The following is an 18,645-nucleotide window of genomic DNA, read 5'->3' as shown; positions in this document are numbered from 1 at the left end:
GGAGGCGAATCAACATAGGCTGTCAGGAGGACTCGCTGTGAATATTTGGCTTCTGCTTTTAACTTTTTTTAATATCGTTTTACTAGCCGGACTTTCATTTAGTTTATTCCTTCGCGTGAGAGAGAAAAAAGAAGACCAACGCTTAACTAAAGGTCTACAACTTTTACAAAATAAAATTTCAATCTTAGAAGACTTATCAGATAAGACTGACCAACAGGTTAGAAAACTAATTCATATCCTAGACCAAAAGACCGGAGAAGTGCGCCAGGTCATGGCTGCCAGTGATGAACAAATCCAGCAGATCGAAATGATGCTGAACAAAGGTCTAGAGATTTCTAAGATCTTTCAAGAATCAATCCCACAGGGCGAAATGCAGAACCGCCAAAAGACAACATTATATGTAACAGCGGCTAAAATGGCTCACCAAGGTTACACGTTAGAACAAATCTTAGCGCAAGTAGATCTGACTCCTGCAGAAGTGCAAATGATCATTAAAGTAAATAAAGATAATCTTCAATTTGCTGAAGACCAACTACCGGCTTGGGCCCAAGGAACAACAACACAAGCTGGAAACGCAGCCCAATCAGCAGAAAATGAATTAAACGAATTCACACAAGCTTTAACAAATCAGAACTCTTTATATTCGGCTTCTAAACTAAATACGACGATCACAGAAAAAGCGTTTGATACTGTTCAACAAGACATGACAACACAAACGACTTTAAATGCTGAATTTAAAAAGACGATTCAACAAATGCCACAGACATTTGCCGATGGCGGTACAACGAAAACTGCTGATGGTAAAATCGTTAAACCTTTTGAATTTAAACGCATCGTAAAAGCGAATTAACAGCTTCGCTAATTCTGACTAAATCCTTTACAAAAAATCAAATTTAACGCTTCTGATCTCGCTTTAAAACGAGATCAGAATCTTACTGTTAAGACTTCTGCTAAAAACTCATTTATTCTAACAAAGGCAGGAGTTTTACTTCATGGAAGAACGAAGTCTAGCGCCGGTTCTGGGCGCTCTTGATGAATGTATTGAAAAATACTGCGAAGATCGAAAAAAACGTGTAGATGGCTTTATAGAGCGTCATTTCTCTACGCAAGAGACTATCGACATTCAAAAAAAATCTTTTCACCTGGATTTACTTTTTAACCCTTTGAATGCGCTTTGGTCGATCCCTTACCTAACGCTTAAAAAATCGATAGAGATTTTAGATAAACTGGGTTGGACCAAACTTACCCCCATTATGGAAAAAATTCCTTCAGGTATAAAAACCGGTTATCAAAAAGAAGTCGAAAAGCTTATCGCTAAAGAACTTCTTGATTACGAAGCTCTGATTTTAGAGTTTCATAATCACCCGACAATCAATAAACTCATCACGACAAAAGAACTCACCTTAAACGAGATTAAAATCAAAAATGAGATCAATAAAGAAGTTGATAAATACTCTTCCAGCCAAGCGATGATCACAGATCTAAGCGGTACAGTGATGACTTTACTTATGGGCTGGTATTTCTTCGGAGATAAAACTTTAGGAGTTTTTGGAATGGGCAATCGCATCGCTCGTAAGATAGCCCACGATAAAGCGGCCTCTGGTTTTGTCTTTGGCGAAAAATTAGGATCGGCTTTTTACAATGTCTTTCCACCCATGCCAACGCAGACCCAAGTTTATATGGCGACCCTTGGTGTTGGTATCTTACTTACAGCTTTTAGTGTTTTGGCAGCGATTATGAGCGACCCTCTTCGTAAACGTTTCGGTCTTCATAAAAAGAATTTCAATAACCTCATTGAAAACCTTGAAGAGAAACTTTTTCTGCAACTGAAAAAAGAGGTTAAAACGTCTCTGCGCAAAGCTAATCAAAATACTCGACAGCAGATTCAGGCATCGTAATCCAGTGATGCTTTCTATTACCGTAAACCTGCATTACAGGCGCTGGTAAGCTAGGATCACAGAAAGCCCCTATGGTAGCAATAACAGCGCCTGGGGCCCAGTCTGCGGTCCAATAAAGCGTTGATCCGCAATGTGGACAGAAATGAAACGAAATCTCAGAGCCACCGCCTCCGGTGCGTTTATAGATTTTAGCTTCGCCTTTAATTTCAGTTTTTAGAGCATCTAATCGGGTTTGAACACCAAACACAGAGCCTGTACGTTTTTGGCATTCGAAACAATGGCACACCGATGTTTTAGTAATTTCACCGGTGTAGGTAAGACTTAGCTTTCCACAGTGGCAAGAAGCTTCGTGGGATTTCATATTTTTACGACATTTGATCGATCATCTTTTGTAGACGATCCATGGCTTCGTTAAATTTTGCAGTTTCAGTGGCAAAACTTAAACGCATGTAACCAGGCTCACCAAATTCTTCACCAGGCACAGTGGCTACAAAGAAATCTTCTAAATAGATTTTTCCAAATTGCGCAGATGATTGCACAGTTTCGCCTTTGTATTTACGGCCTAAGAATTTTTCAACATTGATCCATAAGTAAAACGCACCATCTGGTTTGTAAACTTGCAGATCTTTGATTTGTGCCATACGTTTTAAAGCCGCATCTAAACGCGTTTTTAAAAGTTCGATGGTATTTTTAATATCAGCTTCAGAATGAAGTAAGGCTTTTTCTGCCGCCGCTTGCGCAATTGACGACGGAGCCCCTGTTGATTGAGAGGCGTAATCACCGATTGCTTTAAGAATTTTCTCAGGCCCCATAGCCCAACCGATTCTCCAGCCTGTCATTGAGTACGCTTTAGAACCCCCATTGATTACAACAGTACGCTCGCGTAATTCAGGAGCTACTTGTAGTAAGTGTGGCGCTATCGCTGTTCCGTTTAACATTAAGCGGTTGTACATATCATCAGAGATCACAGCTACACGCGGATGCTTTTTAAGAACATCAGCCATCGCTTTTAGTTCTTCTTTTGAATAAACAAAACCTGTTGGGTTTGATGGCGAACAGAATAAGAAAACTTTTGTTTTTGGCGTGATCGCTTTTTCCAAACGTTCAGCTGAAAGTTTGAAGTTATGTTCAGCTTTGCAATCAACGATTTTAGGAACCGCATCAGCCAGTTCTGCCATCGCCGGATAACTGACCCAGTACGGAGAATGAATAATCACTTCGTCACCTGGATCGCATAAGACTTGAAGAGCTGCAAAGATCGCGTATTTAGCACCGCTTGTAACCGCGATTTCTTTTGCTGGGTTGTAAGTAAAACCAAGATCAGCTTCAGCGCGCATTGCAATGGCTTTACGTAATTCGATTGTGCCATTAGCTGCTGTGTATTTTGTAAAACCAGTTTGGATCGCGTTGACACCGGCTTCAGCGGCTACTTTGTAAGTTGGCCAATCAGGTTCACCCACCGTTAATGAGATCACGTTGTGGCCTTGAGCTTGTAATTCTTTAGCTTTAGCAACAAGGGCTAATGTAGGAGAAGACTTTAGGTTTAACGCTCTTTTTGACAACATAATTACCGATCCTTCTTTTAAAAAATTACTTTTTAAGTTTTTTAACTAATTCAGGCATAACGATATCCGGAACAAGTCCTGACAAGTTACCGCCGTTTTTCGCAAGCTCTTTTACTCCACGCGAAGAAATAAAATAGTATTCTGGTTTTGAGAAAATCATGAACGTCTCAATTTCAGGAGCAATTTTTTTATTGATGTTAGCGAGTGTACCTTCGTATTCAAAATCAGCGACCGCACGTAAACCACGTACGATAATTTTCGCACCCTTGGCTTTCATGTAATCAACAGTTAAGCCTTGAAAGATATCTACTTTGACATTTTTTTTGTGAGAAAATTGTTTACGAACAAACTCAGCACGCTCTTCAGCGCTGAACATGTAAGTCTTGTCACCTGACTGAGCGACTAAAACAATCACTTCGCCGAACATATCTGACAGGCGATGGATAATATCCACATGGCCTGATGTGATTGGATCAAAACTTCCTGGATATACAGCGATCTGTGACACGTGACTACTCCCGAACAGGGATTAATCTAGCGCTTTTTTAGAGAACAGGGAAAGACTTTTGTCGCCATAATCTTGTTTGTCATAGCATATCAAATCGCCGTATTCGGTGCCGATCTTTTCCTGCTTAATGGCTTCAATGGCAATCACGGTATTTTGATGAAAACATTGGCTACTAGCTAAAGCCGTCATCACATCATCCGCAAGTTTTTCGGTAAATGGAGGGTCAATAAAGATTATATCGAAGCCTTCGCCCTGATACGACTTTATAAACGAAAATACGTCCTTTTGAATAATCATATGTTCGTCTTTAGCGACCTTTAAAAGTTCGATGTTTTTACGAATAATATCCACAGATTTAGGATTCTTTTCCACAAAAGTAACATGCTTGGCACCACGTGAAAGGGCCTCTAGGCCTAGATTTCCGGTACCCGCAAACAGGTCTAACGCTTTAGATTCGTCCACATACCCCATCCATTTATTGAATAGAGTTTCCTTGACTCGATCCATGGTCGGTCGGATATGGTCGGCCTTAAAGCTGACTAAGGGTCTTCCTTTATACTTTCCTGATATAATTCTCATAAATACTGGTCATTTCTTGTATCACAACACTTAAGTGGTCAAAAGGTTTTTTAATAAAACCCACCACCTGAGGATAATCTTCAGCATGAAAGTGCCCTTGCTGTTGGCCCGAGAAGGCTGAAATGATAATCACAGGTTTAACCACGGTCATTTCAGCTAAAACATCAAAACCATTTTTTTCGGGCATTAATAAATCAAGCACGAGTAAATCAATATCGTTCGTCTTGAGCAACTCTAAAGCCACCGCGCCGTTTTCAGCCTCAATCACTTCATGGCCTTGGGCACGAAAAGCACGGGCCAATGATTTACGGATTAAATCTTCATCGTCACAAATTAATAATTTCATTTAAAGAACCTTAAAATAAATCGCGTGCCATTTTTGTAATTGGCATCATGCAAAAGATCAGCATGCATACGCTTAACTAAACTTTTTGAAATGTATAAACCTAAACCCGTACCTTCACCACTTTGTTTGGTCGTCGCAAATGGCTGGAACAGATGGCTTTTAATGCTTTCAGGTAAACCACTGCCGTTATCTTCAAAGATCACATCATAGTGGCTTGGCGTATCCATATCGTAAATTTTAATCGAACCCTTGGCTGGCATCGCCTGGCAAGAATTTTTAACTAAGTTAAAAATAATCTGCTGCAGATGTCCGGCATTCATACGCACAGGTACACTTTTAATATCGATAAACACATTAAAGGTACGTGTGATCGATTTTAAAAGTGGCATCGTCTTTTTAACCACTTCATCGACAGTTCCGATGGTTAATGCCGGGCTTTGATCAGAACTAAACTCTAATAAGTCAGTGATAATATTTTTACAACGATCAATCCCTTTTAAAACTTCGGTGAAATCATTTTTTACCGTCATTTCAAGCTGTGGTTGCTGCAAAATAAATTCAGTCGCAAGTTTTAAACCAGTTAGCGGGTTATTCAGCTCATGCGCTAAGTGATTGGCCAGCTGCCCGATCACGTTCATTTTTTCATTCTGAATCATGTTCGACTTAACTAAGTCAGATTCACTTTGGCTTTCGTAGAATACAAAATAATAATCGCTATCCGTTGAAAAATTAGTCGCGTAAGATTTGTATTTCTTATTATGAATCGTTACCGGACTTACATTTTTCTGCGTTTGTACCGGACAATTTTCACAAGGTGATGCGCGGCCCGCTAATTTTTCGTAACATTTAACACTTTGGCTTTGATCAAAGAAATTTGACTGCACCAGAGTGTAATTAGCATCAATCACGTGCATCGGTTGCTGGTACGCCTTACCAAAGACATTCCATTTATTTAATAAGTAACTGGTTTGCAATTGGGCAATGTGACGCTGAATCATCATCACCATTAAATCGACACGCTCAGAAATATAAGAATCCAAATTCTCAGGAGAAGCAACCGTTCCGCGGTTTTCTAAAAAGAAAAAACTTTTTAAACCATTTTTTTCACTGGTCCAAAATTTTGTCGCTGCCAACGGGCGCTGTAAAATATCCGCCAATTGAACAGCGTACTGTTTTTCATCCTGCCCTAAAAAACGAATATTATAATTAAATTTAGCTTGTTTTCCGTCGTAGATAATAAAAGCGTTATCTTGCGGCGAAAGAGTAACGATAAAACCTAAAACATTAAATGAACCTAATTTTTTGAGGTCAATCCATAAAAGCTCACACAGGTTTTCCATAAATTCAGGTGTATCTTGTTCTGCATTTAAGAAATCTAAGAAGTATAAAAGCTTTTTCTCTTTTTGTTTTTTTAGGTTTTCTTCGTTAACGAAGTATTTAAGAGATTCTGATTTTTCCTGAAGTTCTTTTTTTAAACTTTCGATTTGACTGCTTTCATCAACGGGCACCAAATCAGCCGCTTTAAAGACAGAACTATTCTGTGCACTTAACGCTTGAATTAATTCTTGCAGTTTTGAAAATTCAGAAGACTTCACCACTAAACGAGGATTCACCTGTTTGAGCGTATTAAAATCAACGCCTTCATGATCGACGATCAGAACTTTTTCTTTAAATTGTGAAAGATGTTGTTGGCTTGGAATATGGCGGCTGTCAAAAACCGCCAAATCAGCCGGAGACCCAAGATTTTCAGACAAACCAACACCTAAACTTTGAACAGTATGTTTAACTTGGTCTAAGTATTGGTTTTGTACGTAAACGTTCACCTAAAAAGGCTAGCACGTTCTCAATTAATTTCCAAAATAATAAGTTAACTTATCGATTTCTAATTGGGCTAACTCCGCTTGGCCTTTTTTAATTAAAAGGTTCGCGTGGCAACCAGAGATTTCTTCGTCAAAGTTAAATTTTTGTAAGTAGTAATTTACTTTTTCTAAAGTGGCATTTAATTCATCCGGCTGCGAGTCATCAACCCAATTTGAAATATGTTTTAAAGCCGTTGTATTGGCAGGATTAATATCTAAAGCTTTCTCTAAATTAGCTTTTGCTAATTCGATATCGCCTTTTTTGTAGTGATATAAACCTAAGGCCGCCCAACCTGTATCAAATAAAGGGTTATCAACAACCGCTTGGCGTAAATGTTCAATAGCTTGATCTAATTCACCTTTTGCAGCTTCAACTAAAGCGTGTGAATAGCTGACTTCGGCGTCGTTAATACCTAAAGTGCCAAGTTCGCGGCAAACATCTTCTAAACCTTCAAAGTCATTTTCTACAGAGTAGATTCTGATTAAGGCTTTAAAAACAAAAACTTTTTCAGTTTTCGTAAGTGGCATAGTTAATAGTTTTAAAGCTTCATCTAATGATTCGTTACGCTGACCTTGCGAAAGTAGCGCCATCATGTATTTTACTTTATCTTCGATGTCTGTGCTCTTGCGCGACAACACTTGCAAAGTTTTTAATTGGCCCGTGAAATCTTTTAAAGACATTTGCACTTGCGATAACAGTCTTAAAAATTCAGGTTCGTTAGAAAATTCAGTCGAAATCTTGATCAAGTTTAAAAATGATTTTTTGTATTGACCGTTTTTAAAAAGTTCTTGAGCCGTTTGAAACTGGCTGTTCGTATGTAGCATTCCTTGCCTCCGAGCAGTTAACTGGACCGCTAGTCCTTAGCGGCTTCTACAAGATTTTATAAAGCAAGGTGAATGCCAGAGCTTAGGATCAAATAAAATGGGAGCTTTCGCTCCCATTCAAATTCAGTATTCGTTTTTTTATGACAACCAAGTCAATTTGCTGACTGGCCAACAAAAAGGCTAGGCAACTTTTGATCAGCCTGCCCTAGGCGCTCTTGTAGCTGTTCATGGCTTTTTTAGCCAATCGAACGTCTTGTAACTCGCGAATGATCTTAGTTTTAGCTTCATCGATTAAAGCTAACACTTGCATGTCTTGATCTAAAATACGCGATACAAACATTTCTTTAGCACGCATGCACTCACGTAACGCGCGTTTATCTGTTTCAGTAAACACACCGTTAATATCTTTGTGCTGCATATGGGCTTTATTAATTTCTGTATCAATATATTTAAGAATATTGATCAAATCTTCGCGTTTATTGTAAAACGCTTCGATTTCTTCATAATGACCGCTTTCAAGTTTAATGATCTGTTGTTCATTCAAAGTATAAAACTTCTCAAGAAAGTGGTTTTTCTCTGTCATTAATTGAACTAAGCGGATCATGCTGTGCCCCCTTTGGCGTCTTGCTCTTTTTTATATTTCTCAACGGCGCCTTTCCAGCCCTCGTAAAGATTCTCAATAACTTTTAATGCATTTTTTAGTGGTTCAACTTCACCAGAAACATTGGCTTTGGTGTATTGATCCAGGATAAACGTATACAACTGATCTAGTTGTTTCGCGATATCGCCCCCAACTTTGTGGTCCAGCGACACTTGAAGTTCCATAATAATATCGTAAGCACGCATTAAGTTTGTTCCGCGCTCAGCGACCTTTTTTTGTTCTGCGGCTTGCATAGCAAGTTTTGTAAACTTGATTGCACCTTCATATAACATCAATAAGATCTGCTCACGCGGAGCACTCGTTATCGATGTCTGTTTGTACTTCTGATATGGATTAGCTGCCATACTCTACCCTTGTCCCCTTCCTAAGGCTGCGCCCTGCGAGTTCATCTTTGACATAGCCTCTTCCATATTTGCGAATTGGCGACGTAAAGATTCTTCACGCTTTTCGAGCTGTTTTTCTTTTCTATCAATTTTTTGATCTATTAATTTCACCTGGTTCTGCATACTGTTCTTACGAGTACCTACTGCACCAGTTTGCGGATCTGTGATTTCACGAATACGCTTACGCATGCTCGTGATAAATCCTGTATTATTTAAATCACCACGTAAAAATTCGATCACATCACGCGGATCTTCAGCGACGGCTTTTTTAAATTTATCGGCTTTGTACTCTAATGTACCGTTACGGTTAAATTCGATACCTAATTCTAAAATACGCTCATACGAGCTGTTCGTTTGTTGAACGTCTTGAATAATACGACGTAAACGCCCCTCAGTCATACGCAGCATACTATCACCACCTAATGGGCCTAAGCGCTGCATACCATCTTTAGTTTCAGTCAATTTATTTTGAGTTTGGATAAAACTTAAAGCGCCGTTATAAGCATCAACGAATGTTTTAACTTTTTCACCGATCACATCAAAGTTTTCAGTCACAGTTAATTTAACCGGAGTACCTTCGCGGGCTTGCTTTAAATCTAAAGTTACACCTGGAATTGCATCAGTGATTTTATTTTCAGCCGCTTCGAACTCATGGCCATTTAATTTATAACGGGCATTTTTAGCCGCTAACTGCTCAGAGAATTCAAAGTCGAAATCCCCGTCAACCATGTACACTGTCGGAAATTCCACCGAGTGGTCATTACCGGTTTTTGCACCGGTTAATTGTAAACGGTAACAATCAACAGAATCTTTTCTATCGTTAATAACTGTAGCTTTAACACCTACGTTAGCAGCATTAATTTTTGCTGCAACTTTATCTAACGTCGAATTGTCTTCGTCGATGTAAACTTCTTGCGTACCTTCTGGAGTATCAAATTTAATGTAGCCTACGCCGATTGAAGATTTGTCTTTATCAGAAATACCATTTGAAACAATCGAAGGTTTTGTCGCTAACTGCATGACTTCTAATGTCCAGTCACCTGACTCAGCCACCGAAGCATCTACAGTTCCGTCAACGATATCAGGAAAACCTGACATAAACTTCATATCGCTGAAACCGCGAGAACCAACAAGAGTATTTAAATTTTTTAGAATATCATTAATTTTTGTTTCGAATTCAGTAACGAGCTTTACTTTGTCTTGGACTTTGCCTTTATCTTCTTCCATTTTCTTTAACGGCATGCGCTCTGCTTCGATCACTTGATCGACCAGATTCGGGGGCAATCCTCCTGATAAACCGCTAACACGTACTGGCACTGTATTTCCTCCATGAAAAACAATTCAGCTCTTGAAACAGTATGACAGAGTTCGTCGATATTTTGTGAGTCAATGGTTTGTCATTGGACTAAGTTTAGCCCTCGGGCGAGTGGGCAAAAATGACCCATAGACTTTACTCTGGATAGAGGCAGCATAGCTAGACGAAGACACCGTTTTTTAAGTAGTCTCAAGACCTATGGAAAACAAAACAGCCCTGAAACAACACTTTGGTAAGTTGGGTGAATACCTGAAAGAAAAACGCGAGAGTCAAAATCTCACGCAAATTGACGTTGCAAAAGCCTGTCAGTGCAAGTCGCAGTTTGTTTCTAACTGGGAACGCGGCAAATGCTCGCCCCCATGGGATATCTTAAAAAAGCTGATTAAGCTCTATGATATTCCAGAACGTCAGATTTTTAATTTTCTAATGAAAGAATATGAGAAACTCATCATTACCAATTTAGGAATCAAAGCTAAACGCTAGAGCTTCTGGTTTTGATCAGCCTCCGGCTGACCTTATTCTAAAGGGCCGACCATTCGGTCGTCCTAGTGCTAAAATTGAAAAATATTTTTGAAATTTTAAGCGGTGCGCTTAAGGAGATTGCCTTTTTGCGAAGTTTCGTTTGTTGGAGTTTCGAATACTTCCCACAGATCGTGCTCTGCGATTTTCCGAATAAGATTTTGGCTTTGATCTTTTACTTCGGCGTAAAAATAACCTTCGTCTTCTACTAAAACAGCCACCCATTTCATATCCAACATAAAATGTTTCGCATTTAAATTAGCAATGGCTTTTTCAGCCTGCTCGCGAGTCATTTTTTCTTTTTTCTTTTGCTGTTTTTGATACAACTGTTGCCCGTTGGCATCACGGTCATGCGTATTCTCAGACTTAATAGCCTTCGTTTCAGGCTGCTGCTGAGTTGATGGTAATGTATTAATGATGGCGTTACCGGCAAGATTTTTTACATTCATACCCTACGTATCGGTGAATTATTAAAAAATCTTGAATTAAGACGTCGGTCTAGATCCGGATAATTAAATCACCCATAGTTTGGGCACTGGATTCGTCGTGAGTCACAATCAAAGCCGTTAGTTTTCTTTCGCGAATGATATTTAAACACTGCTGTTCAACTTGTGCGCGCAAACTTTGATCTAAACTAGAAAATGGTTCATCCATCAGCAGAACTCGCGGCTCTGAAGCTATCGCACGGGCCACAGCTACGCGCTGGGCTTCGCCGCCTGAAATTTCATGCGGGTATTTATCTTTGTGAATTTCGATTTTAAATTCATTTAAAAGCTGTAATAAAAAATCTTTACGTTCTGATTTTGGCCTACGGCAGCCGTACAAAATATTTTCAGCCACTGTCATATGCGGAAAAAGGGCGTGCTGCTGAAATACAATTCCGATTTCACGTTTTTGCACAGGCACTAACTCTTTATTACCCGTCGCTACTTTTTTATCGTGAATAAAAACATCACCGCCGTCTGGAGTTACAAAACCCGCCACTATTTTTAATAAAGTGGATTTACCGGCACCCGATGGCCCAAGTAAACAAGCAATTTTTCCGCTTTCAAGGGTAAATGAAACATCGTTAACACCGCGGTTAGCGGCAGGATATTTATAAGTTACGTTAGCTAATCTTACACTCATCGGTACACCTTTAACTTATCATACAAGCGAAATAAAATAATCACAGCCACAGTGCTTAAACCAATTAACGTTAACGCATACGGTGCCGCTTCAACATGGCGGTCATCACTGGCAAATTCAAAAGCGACAATTGCTAAATTCTTTACATCAAACGGCCGCAAAATCAGGGTCGCCGATAATTCTTTAACCGTATCTAAAAACACAACTAAGAAGGCTACACAAAGCGGAAGCCATAACAACGGAAGCTGCACACGCCAGAAAGTGACCCATTTGTTTTTTCCTAACGCGGCTGAAGCTTGATCATACTCTCTTGGAATACGCGTAAACCCACTGTGCAGCGGATGGTAAGCTGTTGCCACAAAACGCACGACATAAGCTACTAACAAAGCGACGATCGTTCCGGTAATAAAAGAATTCGGAAATAAATTTTTTTGTAGAAAACCAAAAAGTAACATCAATCCTACAGCTAATACCGCTCCGGGAATTGCATAACCCACATTCGCTAAACCTGTAAAATAGCGAAGCCACCCTTTCGGATGAAATCGCTCAGCTAAAGCCATGACAAGTGCTACAACTGCGACGATTAATCCACTTAAGCCACCTAAGCGCAGTGTTTGCCAGATAAAATTCACATCTAACATCGCCAGTGAAAACACCTTGTTATACATGAGAAGCCTGAACAAAACTAAAACCGGAATAATAAAACCAACCAACACCGGAAACAGACAAACTAAAAAAGCTAAAAAGTTTTTACCTTGTGTAAGCGGAATTTTTTTAACTTCAGTATTCTGAATAATGGCTGAAAAACGTTGTCTGCGTCGGTTAAACGCTTCTGCTGCCATCAGAAAAAATACAAAAACTAAAAGAACCACCGCTAAGCGCGCAGCAACTAACGGCTCACCTAAGTAAAACCAGCTGCGATAAATGCCAGCCCCAAAACTTTGTACACCCATAATCGACACGGTTCCGATGTCGGCTAAGGCTTCCATCAAAGCCATTAATCCACCGGCAAAAATAAAAGGACGAGCTGCTGGAAGCGCTACACGCCAGAAAAAATGACGAGGGTATGAACCCATCGATGAAGCCGCCTGCCACCACTCTAAAGGCTGAGTTAAAAAAGCGGTGCGTGCTAACAAGTACACATAGGGCACTGTCGAAAATCCGATAACGATAATCGCACCACCTAAATTTCTAAACTGTGGAAAATAATAATCACCTTTTTCCCACCCGGTAAATTCACGCAGTAACGTTTGCAGCGGACCCGCGTATTCAAAAAGCCAACCATAAGCGTAAGCCGACACGTAAGCAGGAACTGCTAACGGTAAAATCATTGCAAATTGTAAAACAGATTGTCCGAAGAAAGAAAAGCGTGAAGAAACCCACGCCGTTGTAACTCCCACGATTACAGCCGTGAAAGCTACACCGATTCCCAGCAACAACGTTTCGATAATGTAGTCAGTTAATAGAAACTGAACCACATGTTGCCAGGCCGCCGCCGTCTCTGGAGAAATTCGCATTAACCATGCGAAGGCTATCACCAAAAACGGCGCTATACATAAAGCGGCTAATAACAGCGCCGCCGCTCGAAGCATGGAATTACTTCCAGCCAACTTTATCAGAAATTAAAGTCGCTTGTTTAGAGTGAGGTGCCCATGCGCCTAATAAAGTTTTATCTTCTTTAAATGGTCCCCAAGAAGCTAATACAGAATCAGATTTTGCAGTCGCTAATACTGGAAATTCTTTATTTAAACTTGCGTATAAATCTTGTGCTTCAGATGAGCTTAAGAATTCTAAAAGTTTTTGTGCGTTTTTCGCATTTTTAGAAGTTTTAAGAACCGCACCACCGCTGATATTTACGTGTACTCCGTTTAATTCACCTTTAGCCGATTTTTGATTCGGGAAAAAGATACCCACTTTTTGGGCCACTAATTTATCTTCAGGTAATTCTGAAGTTAACATTTTACCGTAGTAGTAGCTGTTAGAGATCGCAAGTTTTGCTTCACCAGAAGCTACCGCACGTAATTGATCAGAATCGCCACCTTGTGGAGGGCGGGCTAAGTTAGATACAAAACCTTTAGCCCAAGCCGTAGCTTTGTCTTCGCCGTGAACTTTGATTAAGTGAGCAAATAAAGATTGGTTGTACGGATGCGAAGATGAACGGGCTACGATTGAACCTTTCCATTTTTCATTCGCAAGGTCTTCGTAAGTTGATAATTCTTCTGGTTTTACTTTTTCTTTATTGTAGAAAACCGCGCGAATACGTTTACTTAAACCAAACCATTCACCGTCTTTATCACGGTATAATGCCGGAACATTTTTATTTAAAGTTTTAGAATTTAATTTCGCGAATAAACCTTTATCTTTAGCGATTGTTAAATTCGCTACATCCACAGTGATTAAAACATCTGCTGGAGATTGAGCCCCTTCTGATTCAATACGAGCCAATAATTTCGGCGCATCATCAGAAAGCATTTTAACTGGAATACCAGTCTTAGCCGTAAACTGATCCAATAGAGGCTTGATCAATTCTTCTTTACGAGCCGAGTAAATTACTAATTCTTTTTCCGGAGGTTTAATGGCCGCCACTTTTGGAGCCGCAGTTTCAGCAGCAAAAGCCGACAAACTAGAAACAATAACTGATAGAACTAAAAAACTTTTTTTGAACATGATTATTCCTTTCACTATCAAGAGCAGCCACCATAACGACTATTGCCTTGCAGCAACAAGCGTATGCGCCTTTGTTTAGCCAAATGAAAAGATATTGATGAACACAAAGTAAGCAAAACAACAAAACAACGAATTTAGCACCAAGGACGACCGAGAGGTCGGCCCTTCAGAAAAAAGGTCTGCCGGAGGCAGATCAAAACCAGCAACAATTTCCCCGTAATCATGAAAAACCAAAAAAAAAGGCTAGCTTAGTGGTTACCAAGCTAGCCGAGCAATATTTAAATTGTTGAGCAGGGCGAGGTCGCACCCCGCCCAACCATTTATTCAATTATAATTAACCGATTAATTTAAGAGCCATTTGTGGTTGCTGATTAGCTTGAGATAATACAGAAGTAGTACCTTGTAGTAACACTTGGTTACGAGCTAATTCAGAAGTTGTTGCAGCGATATCAGCATCACGTAGACGAGAGTTCGCAGCAGACATAGATTCAACCATTGTACCGATAACATCAGTTGTTGAAGTTAAACGATTTTGTAAAGCACCTAAGTTAGCGCGTGAACCGTTTACTGATAATTGCGCTGTATCTAAAGCCGCTAAACCGTCACGAGCACCTTGTTTATTTGTAAAATCTAATGAAGCGATACCTAATGCATCTGTAGTTACGTTAGTTGTAGAAGCATCGTAACCGATCCAGTCAGTTGAAGGATTAGCAGATGTACCTACGTGGATATCATAAACGCCACCAGTACCATCTAATAATTTACGAGAACCGAAAGCTGTAGATTCAGCTACACGTTGTACTTCAGATTTAAGAGCATCAACCTCTTTTTGGATAAAACCACGTTCTTGGTCACCAATAGTATCAGAAGAAGCTTGGATACCTAACTCACGGATACGAGTTAACACGTTAGAAATTTCACCCATTGACTGCTCAGCAGTTTGGATCATCGAGATACCGTCATTAGCATTTCTAGATGCTTGACCGTATGAACGGATAGTTGATTTTAAGTTCTCAGAAATCGCTAAACCTGCAGCGTCATCGCCGGCTTTAGTGATACGTGAACCAGTTGATAATTGAGCCATTGATTTGCCTGCTTCACGAGTGTTACCACTCATTACTCTTTGTGCATTAATCGCTGCTACGTTTGTTGAAATTCTTAATCCCATGTTAGACCTCTTTTTTGTTTTAAAACCGGACCACACTATGTAGTCCGGTTTTTTGTACGTTTTGGTGACCTGCACCCGTCTTAACAGCCCTTCGTCAACACTTGAAGTCAGTCACAACTTCAAATATCTCCAGACTATCCAGTCGAGTCTCGATCGCTTGCTTGATATACCTTTCGGCGAGTCTGTGATGCTCTTTAGTCGCGTCTTGTAAATCTGGACCTTCGACGGAGGCAAACTAGACTAAGGATTTGAAAAATAGACCGAAAACCAGTGATTTTCAAAACCAAGGTCCAGTAAAAAACTGGTCCGCACATGGTCTCAGCTAGTCTGTACAAGACCTATAAATGACAGACTTCTATCTATTTAGACCTATGAGCTATCTAGTCCGTAGCTGTAAGTCTGAAGACTATTCGTCGAGTATAAAATTTAAATAAATTTTATTTAATTTCAGAGGAGAAAACGCTTTTAAAATTACTGGGGCAGGCACCAAATAAACAAATCAAAAACTCTGTGTTTTTACACGCTTTAACACGCCAGAACTTGGCTGTATTTTCGCATTGATATTGGCAGCGATAGATAAGCGCCTTCAGAGTGAAAATAGAGGGCTTTTACCGTAAGGGAATGTAGTTCTATTGAACAGAGGACCACTTTTTGTCGCTTAAGCTTTAAAGGAGCCCCCATGAAGCAGTTATTAATGATGTTAACGGTTTTGTTAGGATTAACTCTAGCTCACCAAGTACAAGCCGATCCGGGCCGCACATTAACTTCACCTTCAGAGACTTTACAAGAAAACGACTGCGTTTTTAAAAACAAAGGCATCGCTGCTTTACAAGACTATCAATATATCGTTGATAAATGTGACCGCAGATACTCTCCGTCATTAATGATTATGTCAGACCACTTACAGCAAGGTGCATGCGTGTACAATTTAGTACAAAAGATGACAGGCTACACGATCGCTCGCGTAGTAAGTTCATGCCCTGTCGTTGAAAACAACCAAGAAATTCAAGGTATCATTCCAGATGCACCACTAGAAGACCACATGCCACCAATGCCAGGTGATGAAGCAGCAGCCCCAGCAAAAAAACAAGGTGCAAAGCCAAAAGTAAAAGCTAAACAACAAGAAGAAGCAGCCCCAAAAAACAAAGACGAAGTAAAACCAAAAACCGCCGACCAAGTAGAAAAAGGCAACGACGGCTACTACATCAACCCAGACGAAATCGAATTTTAGATAACTAAATCCACAGGTCAACGCTCCTTCGCTTAAATCTGAAGGGGCACCGCCCGCGTTCGTGTAATCATCACATTATACCGTGATTTACGGATCTGATATGGAATCACACCCAACGCTTCGAGAGTATTTTGCTCGATATATTTTTTGACGATGCGAAACTCATTCCCCCACCCAGAAAGTACTCTCGAATATATAAGAGCCGCCCAAAACTTTCTCTGATTTTTCGCATGCTTACATGTATTCTTCTTAATCCCGGGGGCACCGCCCCTTGCTCTGGGTTTCTCATTAGCACGTAATGGATGTAGCTCTAGAATTTGCTGAGCTATGTGACCGGCCACCACACGAAAAAAATTTTGAATTTCAAAGCGTGTTTTTCCGCGCACTAATAAATGAAGGTGATTCCCGCAAATAGCTTTCTCATAAACTGAAATCCTAAAACGACGAGATGCCTTTTTTACAATAGTATCAATCATTTTCCGATGTTTAAGCAGGCACCGCCCCGAATAAGCAAATTCCGACCGCAAGGTAACATGCATCGGCTTCTTTATGTCGAGAGGACGTCGACTACGGCGTTTTCCTAAAGATAAATCTCCACCATGTGCTTTTCTAATTCTACTCTTAATAAATGTGAGTTGATTCATACCCGCTAGAAACGCAAGTTTCGGGGCGGTGCCGGGAGTCGGTTAAAATAAACAGGAAGTCGAAGTTCGAATCAGCCGTAAGCACGGAGGCCGGGCGGTGCCCCCACTGCCGCGCGTATGTAAGCCAACGTCAAGTCGCGAGAAAAAGGCAAAAAAAAAGCTCTGACGAACAACCGTCAGAGCCCGGGTTTAAGAAGCTATCAATAGGGCGATAACTCCAAAACTTTTAAAATCTTTAAATTTTAACTTGTAAGATCAGTTTGAAAAATCGAGCTGATCTTAAAACTTAAAACCCTAAGGTTTAAGTTTGCGAGGCATGCCGTTAAGCATGCCCCACTCATTCAAAACACGATTAACCGATAAGTTTCATCGCTTGGTATGGCTGTTGGTTCGCTTGTGATAACACGCTGATCGAAGCTTGTTGTAACATCGAAGCTGAAGCTAAATCGGCAGATTCTTTCGCTACGTCCGCATCCATTAAGCGTGAACGAGCGGCTTGTAAGTTTTCTTGTTTACTATCAAGACCGTTAACTGTTGATTCTAAGCGCGATTGAACCGCACCAAAACCTGAACGCATTCTTGATACTTTTTCTAAGGCACCATCTAAGGTACTTAACATATCACGCGCACCCTCTTTATCCGAGATATTAACGCTTGATAAACCTAAGCCATCAATTGTCGCATCGGCTTCAGAAGTAAATGTGATCACGTTCTCTTTAGAAGAGTCAGATCCCACGTGGAAGTCATACGACGGATTTGTACCGTTCAGTAAGAATTTATCACCGAACTTCGTTGTTTTAGAAATACGATCAATCTCTTCAGTGATTGAACTCGCCTCTTGTTGTAAGTAAAAACGCTCAGTCTCACCTACGGTATCAGATGCTGCCTGTACACCTAACTCACGTAAACGTGCAATTAAGTTCGCTTGCTCCGAAAGACCACCCTCTGCAACTTGAATCGTCGAAATCGCATTGAACGCATTCGAACGAGCTTGCACAGTACCGCGGATTTCCATTTTCATATTCTCAGCGATCGCAAGACCTGCAGAGTCATCGGCTGCTTTAGTAATACGATTACCAGTTGCTAATGATGCTGATGCTTTTTCCAAACGTTTAGTTTGTCCAGACATCGCACGTTGCGCAGAAATTGACGCCATGTTTGTTGAAATTCTTAAACCCATATAGATATCCCCCTATTTTCCCTAAATAGTTATTTGTTACTTTTTTGGTTAAACCCCAAAAATTTAAAAAATATATTCAAATGTATTTTTTAGGATGATGAACTCATGAAGGGCCTATGGTGACTGCCAAGGTTTTCCTTCATGAGTTCTCTAGAGGATTTTTAAAGAC

21 protein-coding genes are annotated in these 18,645 nt (G+C 40.2%); 4 read left to right on the top strand and 17 right to left on the bottom strand.

Features of this window, described 5'->3' with window-relative positions:
- The first annotated feature begins 37 nt into the window (after positions 1-37).
- On the top strand, positions 38-850 hold the full coding sequence (locus ACKWCF_RS03090; protein WP_409479236.1) for a hypothetical protein: 813 nt from the start codon (positions 38-40) through the stop codon (positions 848-850).
- Positions 851-992: 142 nt separating this feature from the next.
- Complete coding sequence (locus ACKWCF_RS03085) at positions 993-1,898, top strand: DUF6635 family protein (RefSeq protein ID WP_409479235.1); 906 nt, start codon at positions 993-995, stop codon at positions 1,896-1,898.
- On the opposite strand, the gene ACKWCF_RS03080 is transcribed toward ACKWCF_RS03085, so the two are convergent.
- The 10 genes from ACKWCF_RS03080 to fliD form a co-directional block, all read right to left on the bottom strand.
- On the bottom strand, positions 1,861-2,259 hold the full coding sequence (locus ACKWCF_RS03080; protein ID WP_409479234.1) for a GFA family protein: 399 nt from the start codon (positions 2,257-2,259) through the stop codon (positions 1,861-1,863). The genes ACKWCF_RS03085 and ACKWCF_RS03080 overlap by 38 nt on opposite strands.
- 4 nt (positions 2,260-2,263) lie before the next feature.
- Positions 2,264-3,463 carry a pyridoxal phosphate-dependent aminotransferase gene (locus ACKWCF_RS03075; RefSeq protein ID WP_409479233.1) on the bottom strand — a complete coding sequence of 400 codons (1,200 nt, stop codon included), beginning with the start codon at positions 3,461-3,463 and terminating at the stop codon, positions 2,264-2,266.
- A gap of 25 nt (positions 3,464-3,488) precedes the next feature.
- A complete protein-coding gene (gene coaD / locus ACKWCF_RS03070; RefSeq protein WP_409479232.1) occupies positions 3,489-3,971 on the bottom strand; it encodes a pantetheine-phosphate adenylyltransferase in 483 nt (160 codons plus the stop codon).
- 21 nt (positions 3,972-3,992) lie between these two features.
- Positions 3,993-4,550 carry a 16S rRNA (guanine(966)-N(2))-methyltransferase RsmD gene (gene rsmD / locus ACKWCF_RS03065; RefSeq protein ID WP_409479231.1) on the bottom strand — a complete coding sequence of 186 codons (558 nt, stop codon included), beginning with the start codon at positions 4,548-4,550 and terminating at the stop codon, positions 3,993-3,995.
- Positions 4,525-4,896, bottom strand: coding sequence for a response regulator (locus tag ACKWCF_RS03060; protein ID WP_409479230.1), 372 nt, complete (start codon positions 4,894-4,896; stop codon positions 4,525-4,527). The genes rsmD and ACKWCF_RS03060 overlap by 26 nt, the downstream gene beginning before the upstream one ends.
- The gene (locus ACKWCF_RS03055; protein WP_409479229.1) at positions 4,893-6,719 is read right to left on the bottom strand and encodes a sensor histidine kinase; all 1,827 of its coding nucleotides are present in this window, start codon (positions 6,717-6,719) and stop codon (positions 4,893-4,895) included. Before ACKWCF_RS03055 ends, ACKWCF_RS03060 begins: the two co-directional genes overlap by 4 nt.
- 24 nt (positions 6,720-6,743) lie before the next feature.
- The gene (locus ACKWCF_RS03050) at positions 6,744-7,580 is read right to left on the bottom strand and encodes a tetratricopeptide repeat protein (protein ID WP_409479228.1); all 837 of its coding nucleotides are present in this window, start codon (positions 7,578-7,580) and stop codon (positions 6,744-6,746) included.
- A gap of 205 nt (positions 7,581-7,785) precedes the next feature.
- Positions 7,786-8,184: a hypothetical protein gene (locus ACKWCF_RS03045; RefSeq protein WP_409479227.1), complete on the bottom strand. Its 399-nt coding sequence runs from the start codon at positions 8,182-8,184 to the stop codon at positions 7,786-7,788.
- Positions 8,181-8,585, bottom strand: coding sequence for a flagellar export chaperone FliS (fliS, locus tag ACKWCF_RS03040; RefSeq protein ID WP_409479226.1), 405 nt, complete (start codon positions 8,583-8,585; stop codon positions 8,181-8,183). The genes ACKWCF_RS03045 and fliS overlap by 4 nt, the downstream gene beginning before the upstream one ends.
- 3 nt (positions 8,586-8,588) lie before the next feature.
- A complete protein-coding gene (gene fliD / locus ACKWCF_RS03035; protein WP_409479225.1) occupies positions 8,589-9,941 on the bottom strand; it encodes a flagellar filament capping protein FliD in 1,353 nt (450 codons plus the stop codon).
- A gap of 196 nt (positions 9,942-10,137) precedes the next feature.
- Between fliD and ACKWCF_RS03030 the strand changes: the two genes are divergently transcribed.
- Positions 10,138-10,422 carry a helix-turn-helix domain-containing protein gene (locus tag ACKWCF_RS03030; RefSeq protein ID WP_409479224.1) on the top strand — a complete coding sequence of 95 codons (285 nt, stop codon included), beginning with the start codon at positions 10,138-10,140 and terminating at the stop codon, positions 10,420-10,422.
- A 95-nt stretch (positions 10,423-10,517) separates the two neighbouring features.
- Here ACKWCF_RS03030 and ACKWCF_RS03025 read toward each other — a convergent pair whose 3' ends face one another.
- The 5 genes from ACKWCF_RS03025 to ACKWCF_RS03005 form a co-directional block, all read right to left on the bottom strand.
- Positions 10,518-10,907: a hypothetical protein gene (locus ACKWCF_RS03025; RefSeq protein ID WP_409479223.1), complete on the bottom strand. Its 390-nt coding sequence runs from the start codon at positions 10,905-10,907 to the stop codon at positions 10,518-10,520.
- A 49-nt stretch (positions 10,908-10,956) separates the two neighbouring features.
- Positions 10,957-11,586 carry an ABC transporter ATP-binding protein gene (locus ACKWCF_RS03020; RefSeq protein WP_409479222.1) on the bottom strand — a complete coding sequence of 210 codons (630 nt, stop codon included), beginning with the start codon at positions 11,584-11,586 and terminating at the stop codon, positions 10,957-10,959.
- A complete protein-coding gene (locus tag ACKWCF_RS03015; protein ID WP_409479221.1) occupies positions 11,583-13,178 on the bottom strand; it encodes an ABC transporter permease in 1,596 nt (531 codons plus the stop codon). Before ACKWCF_RS03015 ends, ACKWCF_RS03020 begins: the two co-directional genes overlap by 4 nt.
- Positions 13,179-13,182: 4 nt before the next feature.
- Complete coding sequence (locus ACKWCF_RS03010; protein ID WP_409479220.1) at positions 13,183-14,253, bottom strand: extracellular solute-binding protein; 1,071 nt, start codon at positions 14,251-14,253, stop codon at positions 13,183-13,185.
- Positions 14,254-14,587: 334 nt separating this feature from the next.
- Positions 14,588-15,421, bottom strand: coding sequence for a flagellin (locus tag ACKWCF_RS03005; RefSeq protein ID WP_409479219.1), 834 nt, complete (start codon positions 15,419-15,421; stop codon positions 14,588-14,590).
- Positions 15,422-16,100: 679 nt separating this feature from the next.
- On the opposite strand from ACKWCF_RS03005, the gene ACKWCF_RS03000 reads away from it, so the two are divergent.
- Positions 16,101-16,652, top strand: coding sequence for a hypothetical protein (locus ACKWCF_RS03000; RefSeq protein ID WP_409479218.1), 552 nt, complete (start codon positions 16,101-16,103; stop codon positions 16,650-16,652).
- A gap of 32 nt (positions 16,653-16,684) precedes the next feature.
- On the opposite strand, the gene ACKWCF_RS02995 is transcribed toward ACKWCF_RS03000, so the two are convergent.
- Both ACKWCF_RS02995 and ACKWCF_RS02990 read right to left on the bottom strand, forming a co-directional pair.
- Complete coding sequence (locus ACKWCF_RS02995) at positions 16,685-17,296, bottom strand: transposase (RefSeq protein ID WP_409479217.1); 612 nt, start codon at positions 17,294-17,296, stop codon at positions 16,685-16,687.
- 352 nt (positions 17,297-17,648) lie between these two features.
- Positions 17,649-18,476 carry a flagellin gene (locus ACKWCF_RS02990; RefSeq protein WP_409479216.1) on the bottom strand — a complete coding sequence of 276 codons (828 nt, stop codon included), beginning with the start codon at positions 18,474-18,476 and terminating at the stop codon, positions 17,649-17,651.
- Positions 18,477-18,645 lie beyond the last annotated feature (169 nt).

This window comes from Pseudobdellovibrio sp. HCB154 (assembly GCF_046267985.1).
In the GTDB taxonomy this organism is placed as follows: domain Bacteria; phylum Bdellovibrionota; class Bdellovibrionia; order Bdellovibrionales; family Bdellovibrionaceae; genus Pseudobdellovibrio.
Note: the sequence above shows the minus strand (reverse complement) of the source record. Positions and strands in the feature narration are given on the sequence as shown.

Bases quoted from the DNA above. Each gene is read 5' to 3' on its own strand.
- ACKWCF_RS03085 (WP_409479235.1), top strand. From the start codon at position 993: ATGGAAGAACGAAGTCTAGCGCCGGTTCTGGGCGCTCTTGATGAATGT.
- ACKWCF_RS03080 (WP_409479234.1), bottom strand. From the start codon at position 2,259: ATGAAATCCCACGAAGCTTCTTGCCACTGTGGAAAGCTAAGTCTTACC.
- ACKWCF_RS03075 (WP_409479233.1), bottom strand. From the start codon at position 3,463: ATGTTGTCAAAAAGAGCGTTAAACCTAAAGTCTTCTCCTACATTAGCC.
- rsmD (WP_409479231.1), bottom strand. From the start codon at position 4,550: ATGAGAATTATATCAGGAAAGTATAAAGGAAGACCCTTAGTCAGCTTT.
- ACKWCF_RS03060 (WP_409479230.1), bottom strand. From the start codon at position 4,896: ATGAAATTATTAATTTGTGACGATGAAGATTTAATCCGTAAATCATTG.
- ACKWCF_RS03050 (WP_409479228.1), bottom strand. From the start codon at position 7,580: ATGCTACATACGAACAGCCAGTTTCAAACGGCTCAAGAACTTTTTAAA.
- ACKWCF_RS03045 (WP_409479227.1), bottom strand. From the start codon at position 8,184: ATGATCCGCTTAGTTCAATTAATGACAGAGAAAAACCACTTTCTTGAG.
- fliS (WP_409479226.1), bottom strand. From the start codon at position 8,585: ATGGCAGCTAATCCATATCAGAAGTACAAACAGACATCGATAACGAGT.
- ACKWCF_RS03030 (WP_409479224.1), top strand. From the start codon at position 10,138: ATGGAAAACAAAACAGCCCTGAAACAACACTTTGGTAAGTTGGGTGAA.
- ACKWCF_RS03025 (WP_409479223.1), bottom strand. From the start codon at position 10,907: ATGAATGTAAAAAATCTTGCCGGTAACGCCATCATTAATACATTACCA.
- ACKWCF_RS03020 (WP_409479222.1), bottom strand. From the start codon at position 11,586: ATGAGTGTAAGATTAGCTAACGTAACTTATAAATATCCTGCCGCTAAC.
- ACKWCF_RS03015 (WP_409479221.1), bottom strand. From the start codon at position 13,178: ATGCTTCGAGCGGCGGCGCTGTTATTAGCCGCTTTATGTATAGCGCCG.
- ACKWCF_RS03010 (WP_409479220.1), bottom strand. From the start codon at position 14,253: ATGTTCAAAAAAAGTTTTTTAGTTCTATCAGTTATTGTTTCTAGTTTG.
- ACKWCF_RS03005 (WP_409479219.1), bottom strand. From the start codon at position 15,421: ATGGGATTAAGAATTTCAACAAACGTAGCAGCGATTAATGCACAAAGA.
- ACKWCF_RS03000 (WP_409479218.1), top strand. From the start codon at position 16,101: ATGAAGCAGTTATTAATGATGTTAACGGTTTTGTTAGGATTAACTCTA.
- ACKWCF_RS02995 (WP_409479217.1), bottom strand. From the start codon at position 17,296: ATGAATCAACTCACATTTATTAAGAGTAGAATTAGAAAAGCACATGGT.
- ACKWCF_RS02990 (WP_409479216.1), bottom strand. From the start codon at position 18,476: ATGGGTTTAAGAATTTCAACAAACATGGCGTCAATTTCTGCGCAACGT.